12 protein-coding genes are annotated in these 26928 nt (G+C 70.3%); 6 read left to right on the top strand and 6 right to left on the bottom strand.

What is annotated here, in order from left to right:
- The first annotated feature begins 36 nt into the window (after positions 1–36).
- From WMF29_RS29510 to WMF29_RS29500, 3 genes are all read left to right on the top strand, one after another.
- Complete coding sequence (locus tag WMF29_RS29510; RefSeq protein ID WP_437323479.1) at positions 37–1440, top strand: B12-binding domain-containing radical SAM protein; 1404 nt, start codon at positions 37–39, stop codon at positions 1438–1440.
- A 386-nt stretch (positions 1441–1826) separates the two neighbouring features.
- Complete coding sequence (locus WMF29_RS29505) at positions 1827–3332, top strand: hypothetical protein (protein ID WP_437323478.1); 1506 nt, start codon at positions 1827–1829, stop codon at positions 3330–3332.
- Between the two features lie 547 nt (positions 3333–3879).
- Complete coding sequence (locus WMF29_RS29500) at positions 3880–5442, top strand: hypothetical protein (protein WP_437323477.1); 1563 nt, start codon at positions 3880–3882, stop codon at positions 5440–5442.
- Positions 5443–5475: 33 nt separating this feature from the next.
- Here WMF29_RS29500 and WMF29_RS29495 read toward each other — a convergent pair whose 3' ends face one another.
- Entirely contained in the window at positions 5476–5997 is a 522-nt protein-coding gene (locus tag WMF29_RS29495; protein WP_437323476.1) for a hypothetical protein, read from the bottom strand.
- Positions 5998–6135: 138 nt separating this feature from the next.
- Positions 6136–6315, bottom strand: coding sequence for a hypothetical protein (locus tag WMF29_RS29490; RefSeq protein ID WP_437323475.1), 180 nt, complete (start codon positions 6313–6315; stop codon positions 6136–6138).
- A 434-nt stretch (positions 6316–6749) separates the two neighbouring features.
- Between WMF29_RS29490 and WMF29_RS29485 the strand changes: the two genes are divergently transcribed.
- Together WMF29_RS29485 and WMF29_RS29480 are read left to right on the top strand one after the other, a co-directional pair.
- Positions 6750–11615 carry a hypothetical protein gene (locus tag WMF29_RS29485; RefSeq protein WP_437323474.1) on the top strand — a complete coding sequence of 1622 codons (4866 nt, stop codon included), beginning with the start codon at positions 6750–6752 and terminating at the stop codon, positions 11613–11615.
- A 443-nt stretch (positions 11616–12058) separates the two neighbouring features.
- Positions 12059–13189, top strand: coding sequence for a protein kinase domain-containing protein (locus WMF29_RS29480; RefSeq protein WP_437323473.1), 1131 nt, complete (start codon positions 12059–12061; stop codon positions 13187–13189).
- A 175-nt stretch (positions 13190–13364) separates the two neighbouring features.
- Here WMF29_RS29480 and WMF29_RS29475 read toward each other — a convergent pair whose 3' ends face one another.
- Positions 13365–14609 carry a glycosyltransferase gene (locus WMF29_RS29475; protein ID WP_437323472.1) on the bottom strand — a complete coding sequence of 415 codons (1245 nt, stop codon included), beginning with the start codon at positions 14607–14609 and terminating at the stop codon, positions 13365–13367.
- 812 nt (positions 14610–15421) lie between these two features.
- The gene (locus WMF29_RS29470) at positions 15422–18046 is read right to left on the bottom strand and encodes a collagen-like triple helix repeat-containing protein (protein WP_437323471.1); all 2625 of its coding nucleotides are present in this window, start codon (positions 18044–18046) and stop codon (positions 15422–15424) included.
- A gap of 644 nt (positions 18047–18690) precedes the next feature.
- Here WMF29_RS29470 and WMF29_RS29465 point away from each other — a divergent pair.
- A complete protein-coding gene (locus tag WMF29_RS29465) occupies positions 18691–19221 on the top strand; it encodes a GNAT family N-acetyltransferase (protein WP_437323470.1) in 531 nt (176 codons plus the stop codon).
- Positions 19222–19825: 604 nt separating this feature from the next.
- Here WMF29_RS29465 and WMF29_RS29460 read toward each other — a convergent pair.
- Positions 19826–20560, bottom strand: coding sequence for a DUF7873 family protein (locus tag WMF29_RS29460; RefSeq protein WP_437323469.1), 735 nt, complete (start codon positions 20558–20560; stop codon positions 19826–19828).
- 109 nt (positions 20561–20669) lie between these two features.
- Entirely contained in the window at positions 20670–26711 is a 6042-nt protein-coding gene (locus tag WMF29_RS29455) for an AAA family ATPase (protein WP_437323468.1), read from the bottom strand.
- Positions 26712–26928 lie beyond the last annotated feature (217 nt).

The raw sequence follows: 26928 nt of genomic DNA, 5'->3' as shown, positions 1-26928 counted from the left end.
GGTCTCCTTGGGGCTCCGTGATAAGCACGATCGGCCATGCAGATCGAGCTCATCGCCACGGCAAGCGAAGATTCCGCGTACCTGCCCCGGGTGGGGCTCGGCACCCTCGCGGCGCTCACGCCCCCCGAGGATGAGATCATCTACACCGATGACGTCGTACAGCCCTTCGATCTCCAGCGCGACGTCAAGGACGTCGACCTCGTCGGGATCAGCGTCGACAGCAAGACCGCCCGCCGCAGCTACGATATCGCCGCCGCTTACCGCAGGCGCGGCGTGAAGGTGGTGCTCGGCGGCATCCACCCGACGGCCTGCCCCGACGAGGCCCTGCAGCACGCGGACGCCGTCGTGGTCGGCGAGGCGGAGGACGCCTGGCCCGCCCTGCTCGCGGACGTGAAGCGCGGCGAGCTCAAGCCGTTCTACCGCCCGGAGCTGCCGAGCCTCGCGGGCAGGCCCCCGCCGCGGCGCGACCTGTTCACCTCCAAGAAGTACATCCCGTTCCAGGTCGTGCAGACGATGCGCGGCTGCCCGTATCCGTGCGAGTTCTGCAGCGTGTCGACGGCGAACGGCACCACGATGCGGTTCCGCCCGACCGACGAGGTGCTGAGCGAGCTCCGGTCGCTCGGCAAGCTCATCATGTTCGCGGACGACAACGTGATGATCCACCGGGCTTACTCGAAAGAGCTCTTCACCCGGATGGTCCCGCTGAAGAAGCACTGGATAGGCCAGTGCTCGCTCGCCGCGGTCAAGCGCCTCGAGAACGTGAAGCTCATGGCCGAGAGCGGGTGCAAGGCGCTCTTCATCGGCTTCGAGAGCATCGACGAGGAGACGGTGAAGTTCACCGGAAAGCGGCAGAACCGGCCCTCCCAGTACAAGGACACGATGGCGATGCTCCACGATCACGGCATCTCCGTCTGGGGGAGCTTCGTCTTCGGCTTCGATACGGACGATCCCGAGGTGTTCGATCGCACCGTGGAGTTCGGCATCGACATGAAGCTGACGATGGCGCTGTATGCCATCCTCACCCCGTACCCCGCGACGCAGCTGTACCGCCGCCTCAAGGCGGAGGGGCGCCTCACGGACGAGCGCTGGTGGCTGCGCCGCGACCACGACGCCGGCTCACCCTATTTCGTTCCCAAGCAGATGTCGCGGGAGCGGCTCCGGGAGGGGTGGGTGTCCGCGTGGACGAAATTCTACTCGCCGTCGTCGATATGGCGCAGGTTCACCCTCACGCGGCAGTCGAGCTGGATCCAGCTGGCGGGCTTCTTCCCGCTGAATTTCATGCAGCACACGCTGGCGCACCGCAAGATCGCGGGCGGCGAGCAGCGCTTCCGCTCCGGCGTGCACATCGAGGAGACGGCCGCTTCGTCCGTGGCGCAGCCGCAGCCGGAGCCGCAGCCTGCGAGGGCCAAGGGCGCTCGGCAGCTCCCGATCATCGGATAGGCGATCCCCTGGCGCCAGCTTCGCGCCCTGTGCGTGCGTGGGCGCCGTCCTGCACGCTGCGGCGCAATGGTACGCCACGGCGCAATGGCGCCGCGCTCCGCTCGCCGGCAATGAGGCGGCGCCCTGGCGCCGCGTTATGGGGCGCCGCAGGACGCCGCGTCTAGGCCGCTCTGGCGCCCGCAGCGCATCGGTGGATGTGGGCAATCGACCGCTCCTGGATCGACAACAGCATACGGTGAGCGAGCGACGTTCTCCTGTCGCGCTTGCAGTGCGATTGTCGCTTGCTGATTTTGCTACACTCGCGTGAGCTCCTGGAATGCCGGGGTATCGAGCGGGGTGTGAGCCCGCTTTGTCGCGGCATCGAGCATCCCTCAAGCGGAGGTGTCATGGGTCGACGTCGGTTCTCCTTCTCGCTCCTCATCGTGGTTGGCGCTGCCGTGTCCAGCGCTGGCTTCGCGGCCAGCTGTAGCGCGACGGGTCCGTCCAACCAGCTCGACTCGAGCGGAGCTCACGATACAGGGGTGGGAGGGGGCGGCACGACCGGCGGAGTCGACGGGCTGGGTGGGCTCCTCGACATCGATGGAGGGCGCGAGCCGCAGGGCGATGTGGTGGTGAACTCCTGTGGGAGCGCGTGCGGCGACAGGGAGCTATGTACCGGCGCGACCCTCGGCCTCGACGACGACTGCGATGGTTCGATCGACGAGACGTGCGCCTGCATCCCCGGTCAGGCGCACTCCTGCTTCCGCGGCGATCCGTCGTTCCGGAACAGCGAGGGCTGCTTTCCTGGCACCCAGATCTGCGACGAGACCGGCACCTGGGGCCCGTGCGTCGGCGGCGTGCACGCCGACGAGAACTGCCATATGGATAGCGGCGCTCCGTGCCGCCCGATGCAGGCGTCGCCCTTCGCCGATGTGAACCTCAAGGCAGGCACCGGCGCGTTCGGCGCGGACGCGGTCGCGGGATCCGAGCTGTGGACGGTGGATTGCCCCGACGGCGTCGACCCGTGCCCCGGAGTGGCCGGCACCGATCCAGCGGACGATTTCAAGCCTCTGCAGTCGGGCGAGTACACCGTCACGTACACGAAGCGCGTCGCGAGCGGCGCTACCCAGAGCTGCCAGTACCCGCTCTTCGTCAGCGCTGGCGGCCTGCGCGTCGAGCTCGAGTGGGAGCACGACGTCGGCGACATCGATCTCGATCTACACCTCCACAAGCCGAACAACACGCAACCCTGGAGCATGTCGGGCTCGTCGGTGGACTGCGGCTTTTACAACTGCACCATCGACCACTTCTCGTCAAAGGGCTCGGATATCCGCTGGTTCTTGAACAGCGCGAGGCTCCCGGATCCCGTGAACTGGTACCTCGACCCGGTGCCGGGCAACAATGGCTGCTTCAACGCCCCTCGGGGCGTGGGGAAGCAATGGGAGGCCAACGGTCTTGGCTGCCACAACCCGCGGCTCGACCTCGACAACTGGAAATGCGACCCCACCGTGACGGACCCCAACGACGTAGACTTCTGCGCGCCGGAGAACATCAACCTCGACTATCCGCCGAAGGGTCAGTGGATGCGCATCGGCGTGTATTACTATGGTCAGGGCAGCGCGAAGCACGATATCCACCCCCGGATCAAGATCTTCTGCGACAGCGCGCTCGGGGCCGATCTGGGGCACACGGGGTTCTACAGCCCGGAGCGGCCCGTCGCGTTCAAGCCCACGGACGGACACAAGAGGTTCTGGCTCGTCGCCGACGTGCTCTTCCCCGAGCCGGACGAGTGCGGCCAGGCGGCCTGCATCGTGCAGCCACTCTATGAGAACGCCAGCGCGATGACGCCGCTGCTCACCACGCGGGACGACGTCGAGGCGAACTTCGGTCCCGCCTACCCCCCGCTGCCCTGAAGAGAGCGCGCGCCGCGCGCCCTGAGCCGTATCCCCTCCAGCTCACCGGCCAGGCCTCGCCACGTCAGCGCGCACGAGCGCGCCGTCGCGAGCGCACGAGCTCTGCAGGCGCCGCCTTGCCCCACGCAGAGGAGCGGTGAGGCGCAACGCCACACCGGCCAGCAAGGCAAGCTCCGTGGCGATCTGTCTGAGGATGATTTGTCTGGCTCCTTGGCTGAGCTGGTGATTTGCCTGACTCTGCCTCTGGCGAGGGCGCCTCTCGCCGGCTGAAGGCGGCTCATTGTGTCCATCGCCGGACGGAGTCCGTGCTAGGGAGTCCTCCTCCTGCGACTCACCCTGCTGAGTCTGCATGACAGTGGTTCTTGTTACTCGATGAGGGGCGGGGCTTCGTGATCTGGCGTCCCGAGCCGCGCGTCCGCGCGCGCTGGGGACACCGGTACCCGCTTTGCTTCACGCCGTAGTGCCTGGTGCACGGCGCGCTTCGCCGTCGCGCGGAGCGGGCGCAGGCCGCGGCGACACCGCGTCTAGGTCTCCAAGTGGAGGTATCATGTCTCGTCTTCGTGTCTCCTCCGTGCTCCCCGTCGCGATCGCGATCGCGGCGTCGGGCGCCGGTTCCGCGGCCGGCTGCAGCGCCGAGGGAAAGCGGCTCACGTTCGATCCGGCGACGGGCGGCGGCTCGCGCGCCGACGAGGCCGGCAGCGCCGGCGGGGCGGGCGGCGCCGGCGTGGCGACCGCCCAGCCCGGCGACTCGGAAGGTTACGGCGGCTTCCTCGGCGATATCGATGAAGGGACGCACGAGGGCTTGCCGGTGACGGTCAACCCGTGCGGGAGCGCCTGCGGTCCGACGGAGCTGTGCGGCGTGGATGAGCTCGGCGTGGATCACGCCGGGCTGGACGACGACTGCAACGGGATGATCGACGAGAGCTGCGGGTGCATCGCCGGGCAGGCGCACTCCTGCTTCCGGGGCGATCCGTCGTACCGGCGCAGCCCGGGGTGCTTCCCCGGGACCCAGATCTGCGACGAGACGGGCACGTGGGGCCCGTGCGTCGGCGGCGTGCACGCGGACCAGGACTGCCACCGGAACGACGTGGCGGGCTGCCACCCGCTCCAGGCGGCGCCGTTCACCACCGTCGATCTGAAGGAGGGCACCGGCACGTTCAGCGAGGACGCGCAGCCGGGCTCCGAGGTGTGGACGGTGACGTGCCCGCCGGGCGTGAACCCGTGCCCCTCCGTGGGGGGGCAGGGGCCGGCGGACGACTTCAAGCCGCTCCAGTCGGGCGAGTACACGGTCACGTACACGAAGAGCCTGGCGAGCGGCGAGACCGCGACCTGCGTTTACCCGCTGTTCGTCGGCGCCCGCGGCCTCCGCGTCGAGCTCGAGTGGGAGCACGAGCCGGCCAGCGTCGATATGGATCTCTACCTCCACAAGCCGAGCAACATGCAGCCCTGGACGGTCGGCGGCTCCAGCGCCGCGTGCGGCTACGGGAACTGCACGCTCGACAGCCTCTCGGGCGGCTCGGCCATCACGTGGTTCAGCGACGCGGCGACGCCCCCCGAGCCGGTGAACTGGTACCTGGATCCGGAGGAGACCAACAACAGCTGCTTCTACGCGCCTCGCGGCGTGGGGGAGGAATGGCGCGAACACGGCAGGGGGTGCCACAGCCCGCGGCTCGATCTCGACAACATCTCGTGCGCCCACCGCACCACGGATCCGGACGACCCGACCTTCTGCGCGCCCGAGAACATCAACGTCGATTTCCCGCCCAAGGCCAGCTGGATGCGCATCGCCGTGCACTACTTCGGCGGCAGCGTGTCGTTCGACGTGCACCCGCGGGTCAAGATCTACTGCAACGGCGAGCTCGGGGCCGACCTCGGGCCCACCGGCTTCTACGACCCCGAGGTGCCCGTCGCGTTCGTTCCGGAGGACTCAGGCGACAGGTTCTGGCTCGTCGCCGACGTGATCTTCCCCGAAGCGGGGGAGTGCGGAGACGATACGTGCGTCGTCAGGCCGATCTACCGGGACGAGGCCGTGAAGACGCCGTTCCTCTCGACGGTCCGCGACATGCGCAACGACTTCGGTCCGGCCTACCCCAGCCTGCCGAGGCCCTGACGGCGCGGAGCTGGCCGGCGGCGGGCGCGCCCCTCACGGCTCGACGCCGGCCCGCCTGAGGAAGGCGAGCGCCGGTCCGAGCGCGTAGGCGGGCGCCCTGCCCAGGCGCAGCTGCTCCCCGGTCGACAGGTGGAGGAGCAGCCAGCGCGGCGCGAGGCCCGGCTCGTCGATGTCCGTGTCCGAGGCGGGCGGGGTCGAGACGCCGACGATCGCCTCGATCGGCAGGGTCCGCCGGAAGCCACGGCCGTCCTGGATGAGCTCGTGCCGCTCGAAGTCGAGGCGGAACAGCCCGTGGAGCCGGCGGCGCCGGCGGACGGCGAGCAGCGCGGCGGCGGCTCCGGCGGTCCAGGTACCCGCGATGAAGAGGATGGGAAAGGGGGCCGCGCGCGCGGCCACGATGCCCGCCACGACGAGCGAGGCGACGAGCGCGAACGTGGCGACGCGGCGGACGGCGAGGTCCAGGCCGTCGCCACGGCACTCGCAGACGAGCACGGCGGGGCCTTGCGCCAGGATGGTGCCGTCGGTGTTCGAGAGCAGGACGTCTCCGTCAGGCACTGCGGTCCTCCCGATCGGGTGAGGTGGTCGAATACCGCGGCCTCGGGGGCGAGGCGAGGGGAGAGAAGGTCGTGCCGAGCCTCCGGGGGCCTCGGGCGCTGACCAAGCTTCGCGCCGCGTTCTCCTACATCCGAACGTTTACGTGGTCGTGGTCGTGGTCGTGGTCGTGGTCGTGGTCGTGGTCGTAGTCGTAGTCGTGGTCGTGGTCGTGGTCGTCAACGGCAGGCCGTGAACGTCCACGACCACGACCACGACCACGTAAACGTTCACGACCACGACCACGTAAACGTTCACGTTCACGACCACGTAAACGTTCACGTTCACGTTAATGACGGATGGGGGCGGGTTTCGTGCCCTGAACGTGACCGAACGATCTTGGTTAACGTCTATGCCCCTGGGGCCTACCGCGAACGACTGGAACACCCGGGCTGTTGGACGATTGGAACAGGCTATTCCGTCCACGCACGGAGAGGCGCGCGACAAAGGGGGTAGCGGCTGTCAATCGCCTAACGCCCGGCGGCGCAGCGCCGTCGCGCGGTGAGGGGGACGCGCGGCGAAAAGGCATTGAATGCCCGTGGATTGGCCAGGAATGGCGAGGGTGTTGCGCGCGTGGTACGTGGTATGCCGCTGTGCCGGCGAGGGCGAGCAGGCACGCCCCTCGCGCGACCGGGGCGGTCGTCGCGGCGACTGACGCCGAGGTTCTCATGGGGGCATGCGCGCTCGGGACCGAGCTGCCAGAGGAGGACTCTGCGATGAGTTGGATTGTGAGACAGGCATTGCTCGCGGCAGCGGTGTGCTCGATCGCGGGCTGCGCCGAGGAGCGGCCGGCCATCCGCCAGGTTCAGGCGAACGCGCTGGCGAAATCGTTCTTCGTCGGCGCGGATCTGCAGAGCAAGGAGGACGATCCAGAGTTCTGGGCGCGGACCACGGTGGTCGACGTGGGCTACGGCGCCTCGCAGGACGGGCTCTTCTCCTCCTCGTACGCTCAGGCCGAAGTCGCGCGCATCAAGTGGATCATCCAGGAAGACCTCCTGCTGGGGCGCCTCACCTACGAGCGCGTGAAAGACAGCGACGGCAAGGGCGCCGGCGCCGCCACGGACGATGGCGTCGTGGTCGTCGCCTACAAGATCCTCTCGCACTTCGACATCCAGCGCGACTACAACCGGGCGACGGGGGAAGAGAGCAACGTCGTCGTCGAAAATACGACCGACCGTCCATGGTATGAGCGCGAGTACATGCGGGTCGATTGGTCGAAGAACCTGAACGTCGACTCCTACGACTTCGACACGCTGTCGCTCATCGGCGTCTACGGCGGCGTGCAGTACGAGCCGCTCTCCTACTACGTCAGCGACCCGAGCCACCCCGACGCGCCCCATTTCGACCCCGAGGAGGGGTATTTCGACGTCACCAACAAGGCCTTCGCGGTGCCCCAGCTCGTCGATCTCAGCCACCTCGGGTGGGGCATCGACAGCTTCCCGGCCTGCATGCTCGACACGGACTTCGCGGGCGGCACCGCGCCGGTCGGCTCGTGCAACCCGGTCGAGATCACCCTCCGGCAGTCGTTCCGGCGCGTCGTCGATCGGGACTACGAGCCGGCCGAGTGGGACGGCTACCGGTTCCGAGCGTTCGGCGCCTTCGTGCGAGAGCGCTTCGGCTACGCCCGCAACTACGGCATGAGCGACGCCAAGTGGCACCGCATGATCTCCCGTTACAACATCTGGGAACGCAGCCACTACTACGACGATCCGGAGAGCATGACGGGCGAGATCCCGTGCTTCACGCCCGAGACCACCCCCGCCGGCGCAGATCCGCACCGCGACCAGGACCGGAACGGGACCGAGGACGAGTGCGAGGCCGTCACCGGGGCCTCGATGGCCCGGGATGGAGGGATCGAGGCAGTGGGGCCCGGCTCGCGGTGCGATACCTTCAAGCAACGGTGCACCCTGCCGTACCAGCGGCGCGAGGCCGTGCCGCAGGCGTGGTACGTGACCTCGGACAGCAACCCCGACTATTTCGCCGCCACGGACATGGCAGCCCACGAGTGGGACGTCGCCCTGCGCAGCGCCGTCGTCACCGCCAAGTACGCCGAGTGCGTCCGGACGCAAGGGGACGCGGCGCGCTGCGGCGAGGCGTTCCCGGTCTACGACGGGCAGATGGACGATGACGCCGACGCCGTCGCGCTCGCGCGCGAGGTCGACGCGTGCCGGCGCGGCGCGGCGCGCGAGGGGCAGCGCTGCGAGGCCCTCGCCGACGAGATCGGCGCGCGGCGCGGGTACTCGAGGGGCGTCATCGCGCTCGCGAAGATGCCCGAGATGATCGTGCTCTGTCACAGCCCCGTCGAGGCGGCCGACCCCGAGGCGTGCGGCGGTCCGCGGCTGCCGGCGGGCGTGACCGCCAGGATGTGCAGCGACGAGCGCCGCAAGGAGACAGGGCGGGATCCCGAGCTGATGAAGTCGTGCGGCGACGCGCTGAACGCGCGGATCGGCGACCTGCGCTACCACCAGATCAACAACTTCCAGGCGCCGCAATCGCCCTCCGCCTGGGGCATCTACAGCGACTCGGAAGACCCGCTCACCGGCGAGAAGGTCGCGGCGAGCATCAATGTCTGGACGCACGTCAGCGACATCTGGAGCCAGGGCGTCGTCGACACGGCCCGCTACATCAAGGGAGAGCTCAAGACCGAAGACGTGACCGACGGCGACTACGTCCGGGACTGGGCGCAGGCGAGCGAGGGCGCGTCGCGCAGCGGCGCGCTGCCGCGGCTCACGCGGGAGGAGCTGGCGCGGCGGATCGCCCGCTCCGCCGGGGTGGACGAGGCCGCCGTCTCCGAGGGCGCCGGCCAGATGCCGCAGAACCCGGCGCTGCGCGAGAGCCTCCGGCGGCTCTCGAAGGAGGTGCGCGGCATCGCGGCCGACGCCACGGCGCCCGACAGCATGCGCGGGGTCTACGAGGCGCGCCGCAGGGCTGCCGTGGGCACCGAGCTCGAGGCCGAGCTCACGACGAAGGCGATCCAGGAGCTCACCGGCGTCGAGGGGCTGCCGCTCACCGACGAGGTGATGCGCTTCGCCTCGCCGCTCCGAGGGGCGAACCCGAGCGTGCGGCGCGAGCTCGGGAACCTGAAGGAGCTCGCGCTCGCCGAGCGCGGCGCGTGCGTGATGCAGGAGGCGCCGGCGCCGCTCGCGACCGCCAACCTGGCGGACGTCCTCGAGGAAAAATTCGCGAGTAAATACGGGCGCTTCGGCGAGGGGGACGACGCGCAGAAGGCGCGGCGCGCCGAGGCCATGCGGCGCTACCTCGCGCAGCGGGCGCACACCTCGGTGATCCTCCACGAGATGGGCCACTCCGTCGGGCTGCGGCACAATTTCGTGAGCTCTTCCGATGCCTGGGGCTACCGGCCGCAGTACTGGCAGCTTCGCACGAACGATGGACGGGTGAAGACGCAATGCGAGACGCTCTCGGAGGACGGCGAGGCCTGCGTCGGGCCGAGGTACTACGACCCCGTCACCGAGAACGAGCGGAAGAACCTGATCTGGATGTTCATGCAGTCGTCGACGATGGACTACGCCGGCGAGCCCACGCAGGACCTCATCGGGCTCGGCGCCTACGATTTCGCCGCGGCCCGCATGTTCTACGGCGATGCCGTCGCCGTGCACGCCGACCCGAGCTACAAGGCGACCACCCCGCGCGGCAAGGGCATGCTCGCGAAGATCGACGATTTCGGCGGCATCCTCGGCATCCAGCCCGAGTACGACGACGAGGACATCCATTACTCCGAGCTGCAGAGCAAGTACGAGCTGATCAAGCCGCGCAGCTGCGTCGAGGTCGACCCGAGCGCGTACGTGCCCTCGGACTGGGACGAGGAGCGGAACGGCGCCTGGCACCCCTTGCTCGACGGCCAGATCGTGTCGATCGGCGGCAAGACCACGCGGTGCCGGCAGCAGAAGGTCGATTATGTCACCTGGCGCGCGCTGGCGACGCCGAAGGACGTGAAGGGGCCCTCGGTGGACCCGGCGGGGCGGACGCGCCTGCCCTACGGCTTCGCGAGCGACCGGTGGGCCGATCTCGGCAACCTGAGCGTGTACCGGCACGACAACGGCGCGGACGCCTACGAGCTCTTCAATTTCTTCGTCACGCAGCAGGAGGTGAACCACATCTTCGACAACTACCGCCGCGGCCGGCAGGCGTTCAGCGTGCGCGCGGCGTCGGAGCGGACCCTGAACCGGTACAACGCGAAGATGCGCGACGGCGCGAAGGGCCTCGGGCTCATCATGAACATCTACCGCGAGTTCGCGCTGGGCCGCGGCTACGATTTCGACACGTTCTGGGTCCAGGCCGCGAACAGCCTCTTCAAGGAGAACACCCTCGCGGCCGGGATCGCGTTCGATCACTTCTCGCTCCAGATGGCGCGCCCGCAGCCGGGTGAGCACTTCCTGCCGGACGGGGATACAGTCCTCCGGTCATCGAGCGATGTCTTCGGCGATCCCGGGGAGCCGCTGGTGGTCGTGCCGAACGGCGCGACGGGCTATTTCGGCGACATCGCCATCGGGGGCAAGCCGCTCGAGAACGCGCTCGCGGAGGACAAGGGCGAGTACGACTCGTCGTACACGATGAACGCCGGGGCCTATTACGACAAGGCGTGGGTGTCGATGCTGATGACCGAGTCGGTCGACAACTTCATCAGCGACTCGCGGCACGACTTCCTCGACGCGCGCTACCGCGCGGTCTCGCTCGCCGACGTCTTCCCGGAAGGGTACCGCCGCTGGCTCGCCAACAACCTGACGGGCGACGACGCCTTGAAGGGCGTGCGCGTCGAGGCCGACCAGCGCGGGCGGCCGGTCCGGGACGCGAGCGGGTACCCGGCCGGCGCGCTCGGCTGGACCTCGTGGTGGGCCGAGAGCGGGCCGGAGAGCTGCTTCCCCGGGGCCGGGAGCATCGTCTGCAGCTCCTACGGCGCGCCCGACAGCGCGCCGTGGAACCCGCGGGCCCCGGCCAAGGTCGCCATCCTCGACCCGCAGATCGGCTGGGAGCAGCAGAAGTTCCTCATCGCGTGGACCCTCCTCTACCTGCCGGAGAACCAGAAGCAGAAGTGGCTGGACATGATGCACGTCTGGGAGGCCGGGGCAGACACCGATCCCGGCTTCCCGGACCGGATCGAGCTCCACCACCCGTCCGGGAAGGTGTTCGTGGCGAAGGCCTACGGGACCGAGACCGTCTTTGGCAAGGTCGTGCAGAAGGGCATCGGCGCGCGCGTCCTGGAGTACGGGAATGAGCTCCTGGCAAAGGCGTATGTCACGGAGCCTGGACCCGACCTCGACGGCGACGGCAAGGCGGACTGGTACAAGGTGAAGCCGAACCCGGAGACCGGTCAGCCGATCGTGCGGTGGGATCCGACGATCGCCGCCATCGCGGACGACGGCGAGGTCCTGCGGGAAGGCGTGGACGGCTGCAAGGCGGACGCCGACGCGGACGACGACGACTTCAGCGATTTCTACAAGTGCACGTGCTCCTCGAACCGCGCTTGCGGCGCGCTCGAGAGCTACCTCTCGGTGCCCGCCTTCATCCGGCAAGCGCTGGCGGCGTTCAAGCTGGGTGATCCGACGATGAAGGGCCTCCACTGAGCCCACGCCCGAGCACATCCGATCCTGTCCGATCGCGGCCCCACGACTCCGAGCACATCCGAGCACATCCTTGGCAGCCTCACGATGACGAGGCGGAGGCCCCGGCGAGGGCACAATGGTCGGGGCATCTTGCCGCATGGGGCGATTCGCCCCACGCGGTCGCGCGTTCGCCGCGGCGCTCCAGGCGCGCCGGCGTGGCTCGGGTTTTGCTGAACTTTTCCATGAAATGACGTGTTGTTGGATATCGCCCACCCCCTGCGGCTCTCGTGTCGGTGACGCGGGACGGCCGGGCGGGTCGCGGTGCCGACGAGCTGCAACCCCGGCCTTCCGTCGTGGAGCGCCGATTCGACCGTAGCGCCGTCGCCGGGACACGGGAAACGCAGAGCAGAGAGGCTCTCCTGCGCCGGGAGGGCCGTTGGGTCGAGGTACGGAGAGGACCAGCGATGGAGTTCGAGAATGTCACGAACGCCCAGAGAGCGCAGGCGCGGGTGGGAACGTCGCTCAACGGCGCATGGCGTCTGGACGCGCTGATCGGCCTCGGCGGGATGGCGGCCGTGTATGCCGCGACGCACCGGAAGGGCCAGCGGGTCGCGATCAAGCTGCTGCACCCCGAGAGGGCGAGGGACCGGGGCGATCGCGCGCGGTTTCTCCGAGAGAAGGCCATCGCGCAGACGGTCGATCACCCGGGGGTCGCGGCGGTGATCGCGGACGACGTGACCGAGGACGGCTCGCCGTTCCTCGTGATGGAGCTCCTCGAGGGAGAGAGCCTTCTCCAGCGCTGGAAGGCGCAGAGGGGCCCGCTCCCGCCGGCCGAGGTCCTCTCCGTGAGCGAGCAGATCCTGGAGGTGCTCGCGGCGGCGCACGCGAGGGGCGTCGTTCACCGGGATCTGAAGCCTGACAACATCTTCCTCACGCGAGAGCGCGGGGTGAAGATCCTCGACTTCGGCATCGCGCGCCTGCGGGCCCCCTCGGGGCAAACCTCCCTCGTGGGGCTCCGTGCGATGGGCACGCCGGCGTACATGCCGCCCGAGCAGGCCCGCGCGCGCTGGGATCTCGTCGATGCGCGGACGGACCTCTGGGCGCTGGGGGCGACGATGTTCTCGCTGCTGACGGACCGCTACGTCCAGGAGGCGCCGACCGTCAACGAGCTCTTCTTCCTGAGGATGACCTGCCCGATTCCGTCGCTCGCGCGGGTCGCGCCGTCGATGTTTCCGGCCGTGGTGCGGGTGGTGGACCGCGCGCTCGAGTTCGCGCAGGCGGATCGCTGGCCGGATGCGCGGTCGATGCTGGCAGCTTTGCGCGAGGCGCACGCCGCGCTCGCGCTCGCGCCACCCCGGAGCACGCTGGTGCCGCCACCCCGGAGCACACTGGTGCCGCCGCCCCGGAGCACGCTGGTGCCACCGCCCCGGAGCACGCTCGCGCCGGTGACGGACCCGCGCGACCTCGGCGCGCTGGACGAACGGCCGCCTACGGGTCGTCCCCAGGCGCGGCTTTCCCGGACGGCGGCGCTCTCGTCGCCGCCGTCGCTCGCGACGAGCCGGCGTGCGCGCTCGACGATCCCCCGCGTGCCTTGAAGCGAGCGTGAGGCAGCCACAGCCTGCCCCCCGGAGCCTGGCGACGCGCTTGCCGCGCCGTTCGCGGTTCGCCTGGGTTGTGGATCGTGGATGCGAGCCTGCGAGCCGCTCGTTAGGTGGCGGATGCGAGCCGCTCGCTGGGTGATGGGGGCGAGCCTGCGAGCCGCTCGCTGGGTTATGCGTTCAGGCCTGCGAGCAGCTCGCTCGGCCGCAGCACGCCTCGCCGCTCCGACTCGCGCCGGGCGAGGAGGGTCTCGTAGATATCCATGTAGCTCGCCATCATGCGTTCGGCCGAGTAGCGCCGCAGCGCGAGCTTCCTTCCGCGCTTGCCCATCGCTGCGGACTGCGTGGGATCCCCCTTGAGCAGGGCGAGCTTGGCGGCGAGCGCGCCCTCGTCGTCCGACGGCACGAGGAAGCCCGTCTCCCCGTCGGCGATCAGGGCAGGGATGCCGCCCACGGCGGTCGAGATCACCGGCAGCCCTGTGGCCATGGCCTCCACCATGGAGAGCGGCAGACCCTCGGACTTCGACGACAGGACGAAGACGTCGCTGGCGGAGAGGAGCCCCGGTACGTCGTGCCGTTCGCCTGCGAAGACCACGCGGTCGCTGATGCCCAGCTCTTCGGCGAGGGCGCGCAGCGCGGCGGCCTCGGGCCCGTCTCCGACCAGGAGGAGGCGCGCGTCGTCCGAGTCGCCCGACAGGACCCCCGCGGCGGCGGCCGCACGGAGCAAGAGCGCATGGTTCTTGACCTGCGACAGGCGCCCGACCGCCCCGGCGACCCACGCGGCCTGGGGGATCCCGAGCTCGGCTCGGATGCGGTGCCGCGCCGCGGCGTCCGGCCTGAACCGGGAGAGGTCGATTCCATTCAAGACCACATGGAGCTTCGAGCTCGGCACCTCTTTGTGCTTCAGCATGAAGTCGGCCGTGGACTGCGACACGGCCACGTGCGCGTCGGCGAGCCTGGCCGCCATGTGCCGCAGCCACGCCCTGCGTCCCTGATCGAACATGGCGCCGTGCAGCGTGTGGCACACAGGTACACGGTGCAGCCGGCCCGCGGCCGTGGCGTAGATGAGCGGCAGCTGGTTGTGCGAGTGCACGATCGAGACACCGTGCTTCGCGAAGAACGCCGCGAGCTTCCCGGGGAGCTTGAGGTCGAAGCCGGAGCGCTTCGGCAGCATGTGCACCGCGACGTCGCGCTCCCGGAGCTGCGCCGCGCGCGGCCCGTCGGGGTTCGTCTCGATGCCCACGACCATCACCTCATGTCCGGCGGCGCGCTGCAGCCCGGCCAGATCCACCACGACCTGCTCGGCGCCGCCCACCTGGAAGGAGTTCAGCACGTGTGCAATCACGAGACGGTCGTGGCGGCGTGCTCCGGTCATCGTCGCATGCTCGGTGGTCTTCATATCGTAATCTATGCTCATGGTTCCCCTCTGGGGTGCGCTTCGGGCGCATGTGGTCCGACCTGAGAGAAACCCCTCCTTCGTGTCCGCGTCCCCGGGGAGGGGCAAATTACCACAGCATTTACGAAGCGAGGAGATTTCTCTGTGTGTCTCCTCGATATGCCGGGTATCGCTGGATTGACGTGAGGGGATGTCTTCATCGGGCCGTCCGCTGACTACGTGCAATCGCGCCTGTGGCAGATGGCAACAGCTGTGACAAAGAGCGTCGCGGCGGCTTCACGTGCGTGCCATCGCAGCTCTCCCTGAGCCAGGGCAGCAGCGATGCCACGCCAACATTCCGGCAGAAATGCCGGAAGCCGCGCATTTTTTTCGGAACATGGAAGAGCCCGTTGTTCACGCAGTCACCGGTCAGGAATTCATGCGAAAAGCGTGCAAGCTGCCTCACGCGTCCCTGCGGCACAGCTGTACCCCCGGTGCCACGACGGCGAGGGATGTCGTCTTTTGTGGGTGAATGTGTGGCGATGGCGCTTCTCTGGTGGCGCGGGGCCGCTGATGCGGCGGTGTAAGGGGCTCCGGGGAGGGCCGCGACCGGGGTCCGGCGGCGTCGCTGACCGTGCTCCTGGGGAGCACGGGCGGATCGCGGTGACCCGTCCAGGCGGGGCGGCAGGTGGGGCTGTGCGGCGATGGCACGGCTGCCGTGCGGCGTGCAGAGAGCAACGGTGAGGTGCTGAGCCAGCTGCCCCCCGCCCTCGGATCACGGTGGACGGGCGGGGGACAGCGGGTCGAGCGATGGGCCCGTGCTCACGCGAGCAGGGCCCTCCGGTCTTCCGGGATCAGCGCTCGGACAGCTCGGCGCACACGGCGAAGGTGGTCAGCGACACCGTCTGCGCCTTCTTGCCGTAGCCGCTCTCGAACACGGCGGTCGATGTCCAGCCCGTGCGGCCTTCGGTGGCGTCGGACGGCGAGTTCTCGACCACCCTGCTCGTCGCCTGTGCGCCGCCGGAGATCGAGAATCCGCCGCCGAGCACGACTTCACCCGCGTCGCAGAGCGCCTTGACGTTGACGAACGCGCTCCCGGGCGACGCCTCGCGCGTCACGGAGACCACGTGGATCTTCACGAGTCCAGGCGATCCGGTCGGCCCCTGGGGGCCGCGCTCGCCCTTGGGTCCAGCGGGGCCCTGAGGACCACGCGCGCCGTCAGCGCCCTTGAGGCCCTGAGCGCCGTCAGCGCCCTTGAGGCCGTGAGCGCCGTCGACGCCCTTGATGCCCTGGAGGCCCTGGAGGCCCTGAGGACCGACGATGCCCGGGAGGCCGCGCTCGCCGCGCTCGCCCTTGGGTCCGGCCGGCCCCTGGGGACCCGCCTCGCCCTTGGGTCCAGCGGGGCCCTGAGGACCGCGCGCGCCGTCAGCGCCCTTGAGGCCCTGAGCGCCGTCAGCGCCCTTGAGGCCGTGAGCGCCGTCGACGCCCTTGATGCCCTGGAGGCCCTGGAGGCCCTGAGGACCGACGATGCCCGGGAGGCCGCGCTCGCCGCGCTCGCCCTTGGGTCCGGCCGGCCCCTGGGGACCCGCCTCGCCCTTGGGTCCAGCGGGACCCTGAGGACCGCGCGCGCCGTCAGCGCCCTTGAGGCCCTGAGCGCCGTCAGCGCCCTTGAGGCCGTGAGCGCCGTCGACGCCCTTGATGCCCTGGAGGCCCTGGAGGCCCTGAGGACCGACGATGCCCGGGAGGCCGCGCTCGCCGCGCTCGCCCTTGGGTCCGGCCGGCCCCTGAGGACCTGCTTCGCCCTTGGGTCCGGCCGGCCCCTGGGGACCGAGCTCGCCCTTGGGTCCAGCGGGACCCTGAAGACCGCGCGCGCCGTCAGCGCCCTTGAGGCCCTGAGCGCCGTCAGCGCCCTTGAGGCCGTGAGCGCCGTCGACGCCCTTGATGCCCTGGAGGCCCTGAGGACCGACGATCCCCGGGAGGCCGCGCTCGCCGCGCTCGCCGCGCTCGCCGCGCTCGCCCTTGGGTCCGGCCGGCCCCTGGGGACCGAGCTCGCCCTTGGGTCCAGCGGGGCCCTGAGGACCGCGCGCGCCGTCAGCGCCCTTGAGGCCCTGAGCGCCGTCAGCGCCCTTGAGGCCGTGAGCGCCGTCGACGCCCTTGATGCCCTGGAGGCCCTGAGGACCGACGAGCCCCGCGGGGCCCTGGGGACCGGGCTCGCCGCGCTCGCCCTTGGGCCCTGCCGGCCCCTGCGGACCACGCGCGCCGTCAGCGCCCTTGAGGCCCTGAGGACCCATCTCGCCCTTGGGCCCTGCCGGCCCCTGCGGACCACGCGCGCCGTCAGCGCCCTTGAGGCCCTGAGGACCCATCTCGCCCTTGGGCCCTGTCGGCCCCTGAGGACCCATCTCGCCCTTGGGCCCTGTCATCCCCTGCGGACCATGCGCGCCGTCAGTGCCCTTGAGGCCCTGAGGACCGCTGTGCCCCGCCGGCCCCTGAGGACCCATCTCGCCCTTGGGCCCCACGGGTCCCGCGGGTCCCTGAGGACCGCGCGCGCCGTCGACGCCCTTGAGGCCCTGGAGGCCCTGCTGGCCGATGAGCCCCGCGGTGCCCGCCGGCCCCTGGGGGCCGACCTCGCCCTTGGGTCCCATGGGCCCCGCGGGTCCCTGCGGACCACGCGTGCCGTCGACGCCCTTGAGCCCCTGGAGGCCGGTGTGCCCCGCCGGCCCCTGGGGGCCGACCTCGCCCTTGGGTCCCATGGGCCCCGCGGGTCCCTGCGGACCACGCGCGCCGTCGACGCCCTTGAAGCCCTGGAGGCCCTGCGGGCCGATGAGCCCCGCGGTGCCCGCCGGCCCCTGGGGGCCGACCTCGCCCTTGGGTCCCATGGGCCCCGCGGGTCCCTGCGGACCGCGCGCGCCGTCGACGCCCTTGAAGCCCTGCAGGCCCTGCGGGCCGATGAGCCCCGCGGTGCCCGCGGCGCCTGCCGGCCCCTGCGGACCGGGCTCGCCGCGCTCGCCCTTGGGCCCCTGCGGACCGCGCGCGCCGTCAGTGCCCTTGAAGCCCTGGAGACCCTGGGGACCGATGAGCCCCGCGGTGCCCGCGGCGCCTGCCGGCCCCTGCGGACCGGGCTCGCCGCGCTCGCCCTTGGGCCCCTGCGGACCGCGCGCGCCGTCAGTGCCCTTGAAGCCCTGGAGGCCCTGGGGACCGATGAGCCCCGCGGTGCCTGCGGCGCCTGCCTGCCCCTGCGGGCCGGGCTCGCCACGCTCACCCTTGGGCCCCTGCGGACCGCGCTCGCCCTGAGGCCCAGCGGGCCCCCGCTGCCCCATGGGCCCCTGGGGACCGCGCTCCCCCTTCTGATACTGCTGATACTGCTGGCCCACGAACCCCTTGCCCGTGCCGGGGATGTGGTGCCCGACCTCGTCGGACGCCCCGGCCTCCGCCTTGACGTCTCGCGAATCGCCGGCCCAGCTCGCGCCTGCGCTGGCCATCACGCCGGCAAGCCCGGCAAGGATTCCAGCAGAAACCGCACTCGCTCGATACTTTCGCATGTGACTCCGCCTTTCTATCGATTCCGAGCTTCAATGCGCTCGATCCCGCAGACAGCCGCGTTCAGATGAGGTGGAGCCCAGAAGGCGAGTGAATCGGGCGAAGGCCGACTGCGGGACGGATCTCCGCCCGTGCCCTGCACCGACTTCTCGATGAGAGTCCCACCAATTGCCGGCACGAAAAGTCAGGGCGATTCGTCGATGCGGCACCCGACAGGCCACGCCACGACGCGGGCGTGACCAGGTGCAGCCAGCGCTCGAAGGCTCCAGTCGCCAACCCGCTGTGTCTGGAGCGATCCTAAGTTGATGGGGGCGGTTCACCAAGCCCCTGAGGAGGGGTTGACGGCCACGGCGCCCGTCGAGCCGCCGGCGATCGTTCGTCCTCGCGCCGGAGGAACGCCGCGCCTCCACGCGAAGCCGGGGTATTTGCAGGCATCGAGAGCAGATCAGGGCGAACGCGTGGAAAGGCCGCAACTCGCGCCTGGGAGCGCGCAATGGCGCCAAGGAGCACCAAGGCGAGAATCAGGAGACGACCGCGCACGGGGCAGGAAATGGCGAACACGCGGCGGACCGGGTAGGATCGCCGGGTGCCCAGCCTCGACACAGACGACGACGCCCTCCTCTTGACGGAGCGCCTGCGCCTCCGCCCCCACCGGCTGGCGGACGTCCGGTTCATGATGGAGCTGAACTCGGATCCCGACGTGGTCCGCTACACCGGCGACACCGCGTTCGGGTGCGAGGACGAAGCGCGCGCGGTCGTCGCGCGGCTCGCGCGCCAGTTCGAGGACTTCCGCATGGGCCGGCTCATCGTCTCGGACCGGAAGACGGGGGAAAAGCTCGGCTGGTGCGGCCTCAGGTGGCACGACGACCTCGAGGTCGCGGACCTCGGGTACCGCTTCTTCCGGAAGCACTGGGGCAAGGGCTACGCCACGGAGTCGGCCGCCGCGTGCATCCGGTATGCAGCCGAGGAGCTCCGGCTCCCACGCCTCGTCGCGCACGCGATGCTCGAGAACGTCGCGTCGGTCAAGGTGCTGGAGAAGCTAGGATTCTGCCGGACCGGCCCGACCGTGTTCAAGGGGCTCGCGGCCGAAGGGTTCGAGCTCCTCCTGAGGGCCTGAACCGCCGGCGCTCTCGCGCGCTGCGCCCAGCTTCACCCCGCCCCGCGGTCGTCAGCGGCGGAAAACGAGGCGTCGTCGATCGCGCTCCCGCGACCCGAAGGCCCCTGAAATAGGTGAGACCCGGGACTGTGGCCTAGTCCCGGGCCTCGGTTTGCCGCCATCTGCGCACACCCACACGTTTAAGGTCGAAGGTCAGTCCTTACACCGCCGTGTTCTGCCATTGAACTACCGGCCATCACGGACTGCGCGCCGGGGCGGGAGCGCCCCGGCGCCGCGCGAGGCGAGGCGACGCCTCACCTCGGCGCGGGCTGGCCAGGCTGGAATTGAACCAGCATCCGACGATTCAAGCCTCCTCCCGTTCGATTGGGTGATCGGCGGCGAATGCTCGAGCCTGGAGTGAGAGCTTGAGACCATTGAACGGGCCGGCGCTGCCTCTTCCGAGTTGGGCTACCCCGCCGCGAGAGAAGATGAGGTGGCGGGGGCAGGATTCGAACCTGCGCTTGGGCGCCGAGCCCATCAAGCTGAGCTTGAGCTTCAACTTGCACTCCGCCGCCACGATATCGCTCCGGCGGCCGCGGCGCAAGCGCGGCCTGGGCGGCGCGCGTCAGGCGCTGAAGAGGTACCCGAGGACGGCGGCGCCGACCTTCTGCTCCTCGACCGCCTGGTTGTTCGCCTCCTCGCGGGCGAACTTGACCGCCTTTTGCAGCTTCTCCACCCGATCGAGCAGCTCGTTGATGCGCCGCGCCGGCAGCGCGCCCGAGAACTTGACCGTCTTCCAGTAACCGACGACCACGTCCTCGTGATAGACCTCCACCTGCGCCGGGTGTTTGTCCGTCGCCTCGGCCTTGACGTGGTTGCGTGGGATCTTCTTGGTCCGCGCCGTCTGCACCGGCTCCGTCGCCCAGGAGTCCGCGGAGGGATCGAACGTCCAGCTCTCCGACGCGTCGAGCACCGGCAGCTTCTTGATGAAGGTGTTCATGTCGACCAGCTGCTTCTCCAGGAAGAGCAGGTAAGTCACGGGCGCCCCCGTGAGGAGCACCTTGCCGTCGACGACCACGTCCGCGCGGGCCTTGCAGTTCGCGTAGTCCTTGGTGGCCGTGACGTCGAAGAGCTCGCTCAGGATGTCGACGGTGCTCCGGATGATGTCCTCGGCCTTCGCCTGCACCCTCGTCGCCTCGGGCGGGAGCTGCTCGCCCTCCTCGTCCTTCGACCGGTAGGTGCGCGAGATCCCGGAGAGCAGCGCCGGCTTCTGCAGCGCGTGGTGCGCCTCGGTGAGGCGCTGGTGGGAGCGGGCCTTGACGCCCTTCTCGATGGCGATGATCTGGTTCAAGCGAGGCATGGCAGTCTCCTAGGACGACTACCCTATCAGAGGAGCAAAGCGCCTGTCAGCGCCGTCGCGTGAGCGTGCACGGCGGGCTCGGGAAGCGCTGTCGTGAGCGCATGAGCGCCTAGGCCGATGGGAGCAGAGCCCCTCGGCCATGGGTCGCCGTCTCCGCCTCGGCTGGGCACAAAGGGAGCTCGACGATGAACGCAGCGCCCGCGCCCGGCGTGCTCTCGACGCGGATGGTGCCGCCGTGGGAGGTGACGATCCACCGAACGATGTAGAGGCCGAGGCCGAGGCCGCCGAAGTTGCGGACGGAGACGGCGCGCTCGAAGCGCTCGAAGATCCTGGCCTGGTCGGCCTCCGCGACGCCGATGCCGTGATCGCGGACGACGAGCAGCGCGCGGCCCTCCAGGCCGCGCACGACGACCTGAATGGGGCCTCCCGCGCCGTACGTGAGCGCGTTGGACAGGAGGTTGATGAGGACCTGCTCCATGCGAGAAGCATCCCAGTGCCCGATCACGGGCTCGTCCAGGTCGAGCTGGGCGCGGCAGCGGGCGTCGGCGAGCCGCTGGTGCATCCGCTCGACGACCTCGCGCGTCAGGGCGGCCAGGTCGAGGGGCGCGCGCGCGAGGGTGAGGCGGCCGGCGTTCATGCGGGTGACGTCGAGCAGCTCGTTGACCAGGTGGGCGAGGCGCGCGATCTGTCGGTTGAGGACCTGGATGGCGGCGTCGATGCGCTCCGGGGCGACCTCGGCGCGCTGGAAGCGGGGCAGGAGCCGGGCGAGGAGGTGGGCCTGCATCTTGAGCGAGGTGAGGGGAGTCTTGAGCTCGTGCGATGCGACGAGGAGGAACTCGTCCCGGCGCTCGATCGCCTCCTGGGCCTCGGTGAACAGGCGGCTGTTGTCGAGGGTGAGCGCGGCGCGGCCCGCCAGCTCCTGGGCCAGCCACAGGTCGGCGGGGCCGTAGCGGCGCCGTGGCGAGGTTGCCAGCAGGGTCATGACGCCGAAGCACCGGTCGCGCGCGAGGAGCGGAGCCCGGAGCAAGGAGTGAACGCCGAGCGGCTCCAGGAGGGGCGCGGCGCGGACGTCGCCCACCTCGGGGCGGCTCAGCGACGCCGCCGAGAGCGGCTGCAGCGCGTCCATCACCGCCGCTGCGAGCTCGGCCGGCACCCCCGCGGTGGCCGTGCGCTCCGGAGCGTCCGGATCGAGGCGCACGTCGACCACGCACTGGTCGGCCAGCTCGGGCACGGCGAGCTGCGCGACGCTCTCGAGGGTGGCGCCGTAGCCGAGGGCCATGAGCTTGCGGCTCGCCTCGGCGAGGAAGCGCTCGGCCAGCTCGGCGCGCTTGCGCTCGGTGATGTCGGTGGAGACGCCGCAGATCACGCCGGGCATCACGTCCTCGCCGAGCGGGAACTTGACCGACAGGTAGGTGTGCGGCCCGTCCTCCATGATCAGCTCTTCCTCGAACTCGAGCGGCTCGCCCCCGTCGAGCACCTGCCGGTCGTGCGCGTCCAGCGCCTCGGCGCGCGCGGCAGGCATGAGCTCGGCGCTGGTCTTTCCGATGATCTGATCGAGCGGCCTGCCCAGGGCGCGGCTCACCCCGCGGTTGGCGAGCAGGTGCCGGCCGTCGCGATCCTTGAGGTAGATGGCCGCCGCGGAGTTGTCGATGATGGCCTGCAGCGCGGCCTGGCTCTCGCGGAGCTCGCGCTCCGCCCGGCGCCGCTCGGCGTTCTCCTGCTCGATATCGGCGTAGAGCATGGCGTTCTCGAGCGAGATGGCCGACTGCGAGGCGAGCAGCTCGAGCACGGTGAGCCGCCCCGGGGTGAACGCCCCGGCCACGAGCCGGTTCTCCAGGTAGAGCAGGCCGAGCAGCCGCGCCTGGCGCACGATCGGCAGGCACAGCACCGACCTCGGATTCTTCCGCGTGAAATACTCCTCTTCGAGGAAAGGGTGCCTCCCGGCGGCGTCATCGAGCAGCACGCGCTCGTGGCTGCGGCGAACGTAGTTGAGAATGGATTGCGGCAGCGCGGCCGCCGCCGCCTCGCCCGCGTCGAGCAGCCGCGCGGCGCCCCCGGAAGCGGCGATCGCCGCCGCCGTCGACAGGCGATCTCCTCGGGCCAGGAGCACATAGCCTTCCTCTGCGCCCGCGTGCTCGATCACCGTGCGCAGGAGCATCTCGAGCAGGCGCGGGAGCTTGAGCTCTCCGGAGATGCTCTGAGAGGCCTTGACGATGGACAGGACGTCAAACTGCTCGGCGCGGACGGCGAAGGTGACGGTGGGGGCGATCGGCTTTCGCTCGACGAGGAAGGGATAACGCTGGTCGAGCTGCTCCACCTTGGCGTGGGCGCCCCAGCGGAAGTAGGCGGCGCGCGCCTTCTGGAGGTGGGCGTCGGCGGCCGTGGCGAGGCCGCGCGCGCGGTAAAACGCCGCGGCGAGCTCGCAGGCGATGGCCTCGTGCTGGACGAACCCGCCCTCCCGCGCGGCCGACGCGGCCTGCTCGTAGAGCCGGGTCGCCTCCGGTTCCTGCCCGCGGAGCCGGGCGATCTCGGCGCGGACCAGGGCGTGCTTGTGGAGGTAATTTTCGGGGCCGCTCCTGGCCCACTCGCCGAGCTGCCGCTCGCAGTCGAGCAGCTCGTCCGGCAGCTCCAGCTCCGGCGACGGCGGCGCCTCGTGCGGGCTGCGCGCCTCGTGCGGGCTGCGCGCCTCGTCGTCGTCGACGAGCGCCGCGAGCGCGAGCGCGTGATAATAGAAGTCCTCCGCCACGAGCGCGTGCGGCTCGGTCCTCCAGGGCCTGTCGACGATCACCCGGCGCGTCGCCTCGCACGCCTCCGCGGGGGAGCCGAGCAAGAACAGCCCCTGGGCCTTCAAGCTGCAATAAAAGCTGAGCACGCCGCCCATGTCCCCGGGAGGCAGCCGCGCCTCGAGCGCGCCCGGATCCAGCTCGGATCCATCCATCATCGGGAGCCGGGCCGGCCTGCCTCGCAGCGCCTGGACAAGCGCGTAGGCGCCCAGGAGGATGTTGTAGACGAACTCGTATCCGATCTTGCGCACGAAGCGGAGGTGCTCCTCGACCTCGCGGAGGACGTCCTCCAGCGGCTCGCCGGCGAGCAGCGGGAACAGCGGGGCCCAGATGCAGAGGAAGCACGCCTCGTTCAGGTTGCCTGTCTCGACCGCGGCGTTGAAGCCGGCGCGCGTGTACGGATACGTCTCTCGGTAGTGGCGCTTCCAGAAGATGATCAGATTGCCGAACAAGGAAAAGACCATGGCCTTCATGGCGAGGAGGTTGTCCCTCTCCACCAGGTCATGACCGAGCTTGCCGAACAGATATCCCTCCTCGTATCGCCCGTACCTCGGGCCGACCGCCTTCGCGAAGGCCCCATACGCGTGAGGGGAGCTCGCGGCATTCCCGTGCTGCAGGCTGAGCTTCACCATGCGCGCGACGACGAGGTAGTTCAGGTCCGGGTTCACGAAGTACGCGGGGACAGACACGCTCGCCAGGACGCTCATCGCGATCTTGCACGTCGGGTGCGTCATGGGAGGCAGGCGGATCAGGCCCTCGATCGCCCGGTCGCCGAGGGCCTGCCAGACGCCCTCGGTCTCCTCCGCGAGCCGCGCTTCGGTGAGCGGGATCGACAGGTCGACGTCGCAGGAGCGGAGGAACGAGAGCCCGATCTCCACCGCGCGGGCGCACTGCCCGCGGGTCACGCTCAGGGCGATGGCGAGCTCGACGGCCGCGGCTCGCTCGGCCTCGGTGCTCGCGTGATCGATGAGCTCTCGCAGGAGCCGCTCCGCCTCGTCGAACCCGCCGGTGATGTATGCGGCGTGCGCGCGCTCGAAGGTCAGATCGTAGGTCAGCGCGTGCCGCGCTTCCCAGCAGCCGGGCGCGAGCAGGGAGAGGCCCGCGGCGAAGAGCGCGGCGGCGGACTGGAAGGCCGCGGCGGCCTTGGCCTTCCTGCCGGCGCGGAGGTTCAGCGCGGCGACCTGGTCCCGCTCCGCCTGGCAACGGAGGAGCGCGGCGCCGCGGTTCAGGTGCCCCACGACGTCGAAGAGCGCCTCCTCGCGCTCGTCCGCGCGCTGACCCTTCAGGAGCAGCCGGCCGATGCAGAGGTGCACCTCCGCGAGCTGTCCGGCGGGGATCAGCGCATGGGCGGCCTGCTGCACCCGATCGTGGAGGAACCGGTAGGCGGCGCCCCGGCGGAGCAGCAGCCCCTCGCGCACGGCCTCGGCGAGCGCCTCGCCGAGCTCGGCCGCAGGGCGGCTCGCGACCAGGGCGAGGGTGTCGAGGTCCAGGCTGGCGCCGAGGCACGCGGCGAGCTTGAGCGCGTCCTGCGTCGAGACGGGGAGCCGCTTCAGCTTGCCCACCATCAGATCGACGACGTTGTCGGTGAAGCCCTTGTCGCGGATCGCGGCGATGTCCCAGCGAAAGGCGCCGGCCTTCGCGTCGAAGGCGATGAGGCCGTCCTGGTGCAGCTCGAAGAGGAACTGGATCGCGAAGAAGGGGTTGCCGCCGGTCTTCTCGTGGACGAGCCGCGCGAGCGGCTCGGCGCGCTGGGCCGCGGCGTGGACCGCCCCCGCGACGAGCGCCCCGACGTCGGAGGTGGAGAGCGGCGCGAGGACGAGGTCGCTGAAGGTCGCGCCGCGCTTCCGCGCGTCGGCCAGCATGAGCGGCAGCGGGTGCGCCGGGCCGACCTCGTTGTCCCTGTAAGCGCCGATGATCAGGAGGTGCTCGGTCTCGGTGTAGGTGATGAGCTGCTCGAGCAGCTGGAGGCTCCCGGCGTCGGCCCACTGGAGATCATCGAGGAAGAGCACCATGGGGTGCTCCTTCTGGACGCACGCCGCCACGAAGCGCTGGAGCGCCGCGTGGAACCGGTGCCGGGCCTCGACGGCCGGGAGCTCCGGCACGGGCGGCTGCTGGCCGAGGAGCAGCGCGAGCTCGGGGAGCACGCCGGCGAGCAGCGCGCCGGTCGAGCCGACGGCCTCCCGGAGGCGCTGCCGCCAGCGCTCGAGCTCCTCCTCGCTCACGCACAGGATCTCCCGCAAGAGCGCCCGGAACGCCTGGAGGAAGGCGTGGTAAGGGACGTCGCGCCTCAGCTGTTCGAACTTGCCGGAGAGGAAGAAGCCCCGCTCGCGCACCACCGGCCCGCGCAGCTCGGCGACGAGCGACGACTTGCCGACACCCGAGTAGCCCGACACGAGCACGAGCTCGGGGCGGCCGCTCGCGACCGTCCGGTCGAACGCGGCGAGCAGGTCCCTCAGCTCGCGCTCGCGGCCGTAGAGCCGCTGCGGGATCTGGAACCGATCGGAGAGATCGCGCTCACCGAGCGGGAAGGGCGGAATCGCCCCGCTCGCTCGCCACCTGGCGGAGCACTCCTCGAGGTCGCGCTGCAGGCCGAGCGCGCTCTGGTAGCGATCCTCGGCGGACTTGGAGAGCAGCTTGAGGACGACCGCCGACAGCTGCGGGGGAATCGAGGGGACGAGCGCGTGGGGTGGGGATGGGCGCAGGGCGACGTGGCAATACACCCATCCCACGGGATCGTTCGCCTGGAAGGGCAAGGCGCCGGTCAGCAGCTCGTAGAAGGTGACGCCGAGGGAGTACAGGTCGGTCCGCTCATCGATGGGGCGGTTCATCCGGCCCGTCTGCTCGGGCGCCATGTACGCCAGCGTCCCCACGATGAGCCCGTCGTGGGAGAGGTCGTGGCATTCGCGGGGCGAGAGGCAGGCGATCCCGAGGTCGGTGATCTTCACCTCCCCGGTGTCGGGGTTGTAGAGCAGGTTCTGGGGCTTGATGTCCCTGTGGATGACGTGGTGTCGATGCAGCTCGGCGACCGCGTCCGAGAGGCGGAGAGCGAGGGGGAAGAAGCGCTCGAGCGGCGTCGGCCCCTGGATGAGCCGGTCGAGCGAGCGGCCGCCGAAATCCTCGAGGACCAGCGTCATCTGGTCCCGGAACGCCTCGATCCCGTGGGCCTTGACGATGGCCGTCGAGTCGAGCGCCCTGGCGACCTCGTGCTCGTGGCGCAGCCGGCCGAGGGCGCGGGGGCTCGCGTGGTCGCGCCGCAGGACCTTGAGCACCACCGGCCGGCCGTCCTCCTCGCGCCGGGCTCGGTAGAGGATCGTCTCGGGCCCGTCGTGCAGGACCTCGATCACGAGGTAGCGTGGACTATCGGCCATAGGGGGATCTTCGAAGGCCAACGCGGCGGCCTCCGAGGCGTCGAGCGTGGGTGCATGTTGCCAAAAGCGCCGCGCTCCGCCATGGAAAATGGCGAAGCGCCCTCGCGCCGGCTCGCCTGCGACGACGAGGGAAGAGAGGGAATTCGCCGAGGATCCTCCGACGCCTACCGCACGGGCGCGCTGCGCTGCTCCTCCGGGAGCCTGACGGCAAGCCGCC

It is taken from the genome of Sorangium sp. So ce381, from assembly GCF_051473845.1.
Lineage (GTDB): Bacteria > Myxococcota_A > Polyangia > Polyangiales > Polyangiaceae > Sorangium > Sorangium atrum.
This window is presented reverse-complemented; position numbering and strand designations above follow the sequence as displayed.